The sequence below is a fragment of the Petrachloros mirabilis genome (genome assembly GCF_975968855.1).
In genome coordinates, this window is sequence record NZ_CDLUDY010000153.1 from 1 (window position 1) to 7,997 (window position 7,997).

General features: G+C 55.9%; 6 protein-coding genes. 1 reads left to right on the top strand and 5 read right to left on the bottom strand.

All coding sequences use genetic code 11. The features are described from left to right. The coding region (gene mutS, locus ACWVCN_RS06155; protein WP_455244680.1) for a DNA mismatch repair protein MutS at positions 1–2,377 on the top strand (2,377 nt) is incomplete at its 5' end. 60 nt (positions 2,378–2,437) lie between these two features. Here mutS and ACWVCN_RS06160 read toward each other — a convergent pair. The 5 genes from ACWVCN_RS06160 to rpsO all read right to left on the bottom strand — a co-directional run bounded on the left by ACWVCN_RS06160 (position 2,438) and on the right by rpsO (position 7,807). Beyond that, a complete protein-coding gene (locus ACWVCN_RS06160) occupies positions 2,438–3,088 on the bottom strand; it encodes a hypothetical protein (protein ID WP_455244681.1) in 651 nt (216 codons plus the stop codon). 51 nt (positions 3,089–3,139) lie between these two features. Beyond that, a complete protein-coding gene (locus ACWVCN_RS06165) occupies positions 3,140–3,652 on the bottom strand; it encodes a hypothetical protein (RefSeq protein ID WP_455244683.1) in 513 nt (170 codons plus the stop codon). Positions 3,653–3,999: 347 nt separating this feature from the next. Next, on the bottom strand, positions 4,000–5,253 hold the full coding sequence (locus ACWVCN_RS06170; protein WP_455244684.1) for a M16 family metallopeptidase: 1,254 nt from the start codon (positions 5,251–5,253) through the stop codon (positions 4,000–4,002). A gap of 5 nt (positions 5,254–5,258) precedes the next feature. Next, the gene (gene pnp / locus ACWVCN_RS06175; RefSeq protein WP_455244685.1) at positions 5,259–7,376 is read right to left on the bottom strand and encodes a polyribonucleotide nucleotidyltransferase; all 2,118 of its coding nucleotides are present in this window, start codon (positions 7,374–7,376) and stop codon (positions 5,259–5,261) included. Between the two features lie 161 nt (positions 7,377–7,537). Beyond that, complete coding sequence (gene rpsO, locus ACWVCN_RS06180; RefSeq protein ID WP_455244686.1) at positions 7,538–7,807, bottom strand: 30S ribosomal protein S15; 270 nt, start codon at positions 7,805–7,807, stop codon at positions 7,538–7,540. Positions 7,808–7,997: the final 190 nt, after the last annotated feature.

Below are 7,997 nucleotides of genomic sequence, written 5' to 3' on the forward strand. Positions count from 1 at the left end.
AGACCCCAAGCTGGCCAAGGGACTTGTACGTCGCGAAGTGGTGCGCCTCTACACTCCCGGAACACTGGTCGATACGGAGTTTCTGGCCCCGGGAGAGTCCAACTTTCTTGCGTCAGTGGCTCGTGCAACACCGTCCGGCCACTCCAAGGATCCGGGTCCCTGGGGCCTGGCGAGCCTCGACGTTTCCACCGGTGATTTCTGGGTGATGGAATTCCACGGTTCCGGCTCGGATCAGCAGCTCCTCGACGAACTTGCGAGACTTGAGCCACGAGAACTGCTCCACGCCGGAACCGCTACTGCTCATGGACTTCGCCTCGATCAATTCTCTGGATTGAGATTATGCGAACAGCCGCCGGAACTCTTCGATTCCGGGGAGGCCGAGAAGTTATTACGGTCGCATCTCGGCGTTCTCTCGCTTGACGGATTCGGCTGTCGGGGGCTCACGGCTGGATTGAGCGCAGCGGGAGCAGTCTGGCGTTACTTCCGGGAGACCCAGCCATCCGCCCCGCTCGACCATATTCGTCGCCTTCAACGGCGATGGAGTCACGAGTCGATGCATCTGGACAGCGCCACGATCCGCAACCTGGAACTGGTTCGCCCCATCGGCCAGGCAGAGGATCGACCAGGACGACAATCTTCCACCGTCCTATCGGTCCTGGACCGAACAGCGACGGCGATGGGAAGTCGCCTCCTGCGCGAGTGGCTGGTACGCCCGCTCGTCGATCGAACTGCCATCGAGGCAAGACTTGATGCAGTGGCCGAACTCAAGGATCGGATCGCGCCGCGGGTGGCGATCCGCACGACCTTGCGCGCCATACAGGATATAGCCCGTCTCAGCAGCCGCCTGACGCTCGGAATCGCCGGGCCACGGGAACTCCTGGCCTTGAAACAATCTCTGACCGCCCTTCCGGAACTACGTTCCCACCTTTCAGATTTTCAGACGACGTTGTTGGTGGCTCGGAGAGAAGCGTGGGACGACTGCCGGGACCTGTTCGATCAGATCGAACAGGCCATAGAACCTGACGCGCCGTTGTCGGTACGAGACGGTGGCGTGATCCGTTCTGGCTACAATGCCGATGTCGACGAATTGCGAAAAGCCCGCACCGAAGGCAAAGGCTGGATTGCGGCGCTCGAGGCAAAAGAACGGGATCGGACCAGCATCGACTCTCTGAAGGTTAGATACAACCAAGTTTTCGGCTATTACATTGAAGTGACCAAAGCCAATCTTGCGAAGGTTCCTCCGGATTTCATTCGCAAGCAGACCCTGGCTAACGCCGAACGATTCATGACAGGGGAACTCAAGGAACTGGAAGAACGGGTGACGGGAGCTGAGTCGAAGCTGCTGGCCCTTGAAGAGGAACTATTCTCCAAATTTCGCGGACATCTCGCGAAGGAGGTCCCGCGACTCCAGGCCATGGCCGAGGCACTCGGACTGATCGACGTCCTCGCCTCTCTCGCTGAAACCGCCGCCTTGAATCGCTATGTCCAGCCGATGGTCGATGATTCGTCAACACTCCGTATTCGTGAAGGCCGCCATCCGGTTGTCGAGCAATTGACCGTCGATCAGGAATTTGTCCCGAACGATACATCGCTTAACGGAGATGACTGCCGGCTCGTGATCCTTACAGGACCGAATATGGCGGGGAAGAGTACCTATCTCCGCCAGGTCGCCCTTATAGCACTACTCGCTCAAATTGGTAGTTTTGTGCCGGCTGCAGAGGCCCATATCGGGTTGGTCGACAGGATTTTCACCCGCGTTGGGGCCTCCGACAACCTCGCCGCAGGACAGAGCACCTTCATGGTTGAAATGGTCGAGAGCGCGAATATTTTGAATTGCGCAACTGCCAAGAGCCTCATCCTGCTTGACGAGATCGGCCGCGGCACCAGCACCTACGACGGACTGAGCATCGCCTGGGCCATCGCGGAGTATATTCAGGACCGGAGTCACTTAGGCGCAAGAACGCTCTTTGCGACCCACTATCATGAGATGACGCAATTGGAATCGCTTCGCGAGGGGATTAAGAATTATAGGGTCGCGGTTCAAGAACGTGATGGGAACGTGGTCTTTCTGAGAAAAATCGTACCAGGGGGAGCAGATAGGAGTTACGGGATCCATGTCGCCAAGCTTGCCGGTCTTCCGGGATCTGTAATCGCACGCGCCCAAGAAGTCCTCGCCCAACTGGAGCGCGCAGACACATCAGGAGAGGCCAGCAACCAACCAGCCACGACACAGCCCTCTCTACCCCAGCCACACCCGTTGATCGAAGAGGTCAAGCAGATCGACCTCTTCGGGATGACGCCGCTCGATGCACTCAATCAGCTAGCAGCCTGGCAACGAATGGTTAAGCCGGAGGACCCCAAAAATTCCAGACAATAAAGAAAGCGGCCGCCCCTCTTGTAGGAGCGACCGCTTTCTTCAAATCAACCGCTGCTTCGGTTATTTGCCGTAGTTATAAGCGCCGGTGTTCGGGATGATACCACCAACCGGTGTACCACCAGGGATCAACACATCGTAGTGCTGTCCCAACTTGGCCGGCCCCTTCGGTGCGGATGCCACTTTCCGCTTCGCTTCGGCGCAGGCTGGATCAAAATCGTCCTTCCCTTTGCAATATTCTAGAGCCGTGATGCTTTTCGGTTTGTTAGGCGCACCGGCGACCTCTGGAATCTTCTTCACAGACGAAATCACACGGTGATTCTGCTCCGGCTCGGTCGCAACGACTTCGACCAGCACACCTTCTGAAGACGGGGGTACTTCTTTTGCTGCAGCCGGTCCTGCATGAGGACGGGCCAGCTTCTTCAACTCTTCCCAGGCACCTTTATCGGCGTAGAACTTGAGGTTCTTCCCCGGATGAAGTTTTTGCCACCAAAGACCGCTCTCGGCGTTCCCACCGAAGACGGCCACGTTAAGCCACACTGCTTCATCGTAGGGATCCAATACAACTACCCGACCTTGAATGGTGGTGGGCTTGCTCATGTCCCCCCATTCAAAACGCTCTTGGAATGCTTCAATGGCCAATGCGGTGGAGGCCATAGAACCTACCAGCGCCACTGCGGCCAACACGGCCCAGCCTTTCATTTGGAACTTCATAGTCTCGTCCTCCTTCAACAGCATGAAAAAATGAGATCTTGTCGAAGTCGATTACTTTAAGAGCTTGAATCCAGTGATCGTCCGTCCATCCAGGCTCACTTCCATGGCGACCAGTTCCTGCGAAGCCTTGATGATCTGGTCCATGAGCGCCTTGTCCTTCACGGCCAATCGGACAGTTGTCGCAGCATGGTACCAACCGGAATACGGATTGTTCTTGTCCGTACCGCCGACAAAACCCCACGCGCAGCAGGAGAACAATGGATCCGGCGGCTTCACATCGAGGTCGGAAGAAGAACGACCTGATGGAGTGCCAGAGGCCGGCTCACCGGTGTTCCAATACTGAATCCCGAAGAGGATCTCGCCATCGGGATTGTCAGCCCACTGGGACCAGACGCGACCCTTGAGGGTCTTCGGAGTGGTCCCCACATAAGGCGTCTTGCCATCCGGCTCTATCGCCGCTCCGGTCGCGCCACCAGGCGCATCGGCGGCGACGGCAAATTCGGCCGTCAGCAAGCCGAGCATAGAAACCACTGCAACGGCAGCTAGAAATACGACCCTTTTCATACCAAATCCCTCCTTCATAAAAGTAACAACCACAAAACTGATGAACGCTTCACTTTAAGTACGAAAAATTAAAACCAGCTTTTTGAAAGGTCCGCCCACACGAGAGATGATTAAAAAGCACCTCCTTTGCTAACTCTCGCGACGCGTCCCAATGGTTGAAAATGCTTTTTCCGAAAAACGGGGCCCATCCTACTCAAATCTCTAATGGGAGTCAAGGAAATGTTTGGCCTGTGCATAACTTCGAATAAGTGGATAATAGTACTTATTAAACAATTGGTTACGCTGTTCTCACATCACGGATTTCTCTCTCTCCTATGCGCAACGAACATTAATCTATTAGAAAATTCTCATCTGAATGCATGAAGCGAACGGGGTGAAATTGGTCCCAATGCAGTAATCGCAAGATGGTCCGGTGAGAACAATTCGCACCCGACCGCATGCACCGCATCCGTCGTCACACAATCAATCTGCGCCAACAGCTCTTCGAGGGGTATATGCCTCTGTTGTGTGAGTTCATCCTTCGCCAACTTGCTCATACGGCTATGGGAATTCTCAAGGCTGAGCATGAGACTGCCTTTCATCTGATTTTTGGCGAGTTCGAGCTCCTTTTTCGTGATTCCGCATTTTGTCATCCGAGCGATCTCTTTGCAGACAAGAGCGACTACCCGGTCGACTTCTTTGGGTCTGGTGGCTGCATACACCGTAATTGTTCCGACATCGGAATAGCCTGAGAGAAAAGAGTAGATGGAATAGGCCAGTCCGCGCTTTTCTCTGACCTCTTGGAAGAGACGAGAACTCATACTTCCGCCCAACACACTGTTCAAGGCATAGACGGCATAGCGGTCCCGATGTCCGGCTGCTACCCCCTTCAGTCCGAGGCACAGGTGGACCTGTTCCAATGATTTCTTCCGTTTCAACACCCCTCCACAGACTTCCGGTGCATGCCTCATCGACTTCTCAAGGCCGTTGGTACGGTTCGCCTTCCCGAAAAACCGGGCGACTAACTTCTCCAACGCCCGTTGCTCGAAATTTCCGGCAACCGCGATGACGATTTGCGCCGGATCGTACTGTGTATCCATGTACTCCATCAGATCCTGACGCCGAAGATTCTTAATAGAATCTTCGGCGCCCAAGACCGACCGCCCCAGCGGATGGCGACCGAGCACCTGTCCAGTATGGAGTTCCTGAACGAGGTCCTCCGGATCGTCCTGCACCATCCGGATTTCTTCGAGAACGACCTGCTTTTCTTTCTCGATTTCCTTGGGGTCGAAGCGCGAGTGATGGAACAGATCCGCCAACAGTTCGATCGCTTGCTTCAACTGTTGATCGAGAACCTTGACATAGAATGTCGTCGTCTCGCGCGTGGTGAACGCATTCATTTCTCCACCGAGCCCGTCGATCTCACGCGAAATCTCGGTGGCGGACCGGGAACGGGTCCCCTTGAAGCACATATGCTCGATGAAGTGAGAGTAGCCTGCTTGGGAAGGAAGCTCGTCCCGGGATCCGGCATTGACCCAGATTCCCACCGTCACCGACTTGAGCATTGGAATCTGTTCGGTCACCAACCGAACGCCGTTTTCCAGAACGAGCCTGCGATACAAGGCGTTTACCCGGAGGTTTGTTCCTTCGTGCCGGCCCCGGTGGGGGCAGGCATGGTTTCCTTGCGGCTGAGGCGGATTTTCCCCTGCCGGTCGATTTCTAAGACCTTGACCAGAATCTGATCCCCCTCTTTTACTTCGTCCGCGACAGATTTCACCCGGTGATGGGCCAGTTGCGAGATATGCACCAGGCCATCCGTTCCGGGAAGCACCTCAACGAATGCTCCGAAGTCCATGATTTTTCGAACGGTGCCCAAATAGGTTTTGCCGATTTCGACCTCTTCGACGATCCGATTAATCATCTCCTTGGCCTTCTCCAGCGAAGCCCCGTCGACTGAAGCGATCGTCACAACACCCGTATCTTCGATGTTGACCTTTACACCGCAATCGGCTTGGATGCCCCGGATGGTTTTTCCGCCCGGCCCGATGACCTCGCGAATCTTGTCCTGCTTCACCTTCATCGTGAAGATACGAGGGGCGAATGCGGACATGTCGGAGCGGGGTGTGTCGAGGGCCTTCTTCATGCAGCCGAGAATGTGTAGCCGGCCGGCCTTCGCCTGCTCCAGCGCCTGATGCATCAGGGCCGGCGTGATGCCGCCGATCTTGATATCCATTTGCAACGCCGTCACACCGTCCTTCGTTCCACACACCTTGAAATCCATGTCGCCGAGGTGATCTTCCAATCCAAGAATGTCGGAAAGGATCATCACACGATCGTTTTCCTTAATCAGACCCATGGCGATTCCTGCGACCGGCTCCTTGATAGGCACCGCCGCATCCATCATCGCCAAGGTTCCACCGCACACGGTCGCCATCGACGATGAGCCGTTGGACTCCAAGATGTCGGAAACGAGGCGCAATGTGTAAGGGAACGCTTCTTTGTTGGGGATGACGGGCTTGAGCGCCCGCTCCGCCAAGGCTCCATGCCCAACTTCGCGGCGGCCCGGCGAGCGAAGCGGCCTCGCTTCCCCGACGCTGAACGGCGGGAAATTGTAATGGAGCATGAACGTTCTGGTGTATTCCCCCTCCAACGCATCAATCCGCTGTTCATCGTCGGTCGTCCCGAGCGTCACGACGGCTAAGCTCTGCGTTTCGCCTCGGGTGAACAAAGCCGAACCATGCGTCCGGGGAAGGACGCCGACTTCGCAGGTAATCGGGCGGATGTCGGCAGGACCACGGCCGTCGGCCCGCGAGCCTTTTTCCAGGATCATATTCCGAACTTCGGTGTACTCCAGCCCGTGGAAAATGATCTTGACGTGCCTCTCACGGTCGGGATCTTCAAGATTTTTCAACTTTTCAATCGCCTCGCCGAGTATCAGGTCGAGCCGTTCCTGCCGAGCCGATTTGTTGGGAATCATGATGGCGTCTCTGATGCCCTGCGCTACAAGCGCTTTCACTTGATCTCCCAAAGCCGGATCGATTTCCTCCGTCTTCACCGTCCGCTTGGCCTTGCCGACCTTCCCGCTCAATTCATTAATCTTAGCGACGATCTTCTTGATCTCGGCGTGGGCCAATTCGATCGCCTGGAGCATCGTCGATTCCGGCAATCCGTTCGCTCCGGCTTCGACCATCATGACCGCATCAGCCGTGCCGGCGACGACTAAATCCAGCTCACTGTCCTTGAGGGTTTCGAGGTCGGGATTGACGACGAACTGCCCGTTGACACGCCCGATCTTGACGCCTGCAATCGGTCCAAGAAACGGAATATTCGACACAGCCAGTGCGGCGGATGCGGCCGTAATCCCGATCACGTCCGACGAGCCGGTCTTATCGGAGGACAGCACCGACGCAATGACTTGAGTTTCGAAGTAATACCCCTCGGGGAATAGCGGTCGAAGGGGACGATCGATCAATCGACTGACGAGTACCTCCCGTTCGGACGGCCGTCCTTCACGTTTGAAGTAGCCACCGGGAATCTTCCCTGCTGCATAGGCCTTTTCCTGATAATCAACCGTGAGCGGAAGAAAATCGACGCCGGGCTTAGCGTTTTGCGAAGCGACGGCCGTGGCTAATACGACGGTGTCCCCGTACGAGGCCCAGATCGATCCGTCAGCCTGCTTGGCGACACGTCCCGTCTCGAGCCGTAGTATTCGCCCGGCAATATCCAGTTCTACTGTGTGTACCATCTATGGTCTCCTTCAGTTATGCCCCACAGATGCCCACAGAGATGCGCTCCGTATAAATGCTCGCCACGCCTGCGGTATGGCGCATTGGGAGCGCATGTCAGTGTTCACCTGTGTGACGGTTCTAGACGCTCCCGCGTTCCTGCGCGGCAGCGTAAACTTCACTACTTTCTGATGCCCAGCCGATCAATGATCGCTCGATAGCGTGCAACGTCGATCGTACGAAGATAGTCCAGCAGCCGGCGGCGACGGCCGACAAGCTGCAAGAGACCGCGCCGGGAATGGTGATCCTTCTTGTGTAGCTTGAAATGCTCCGTGAGATAAGTGATGCGGTTCGTCAGCACGGCAATCTGAACTTCCGGAGAGCCGGAGTCCGTGTCATGCTGCCGGTACTGTTTGATCAACTCTGTTTTCGCTTCTTTCAATAACGCCATGGGACAATCTCCTCTTTCTTCTTTGTCTTCCTCTTAACTTACTCCTGACTCACCAGCATCTTCTCAATCGCCACTGCCTCCTGCGGTCCGGACGGACACCTTCCCACCGCCAACAACCGGCCCTCGGTATCGTGAATGCGGACTGCCTTTCCTGACATTGATTCATGACGGCTCGGCAAATCCCAACGGA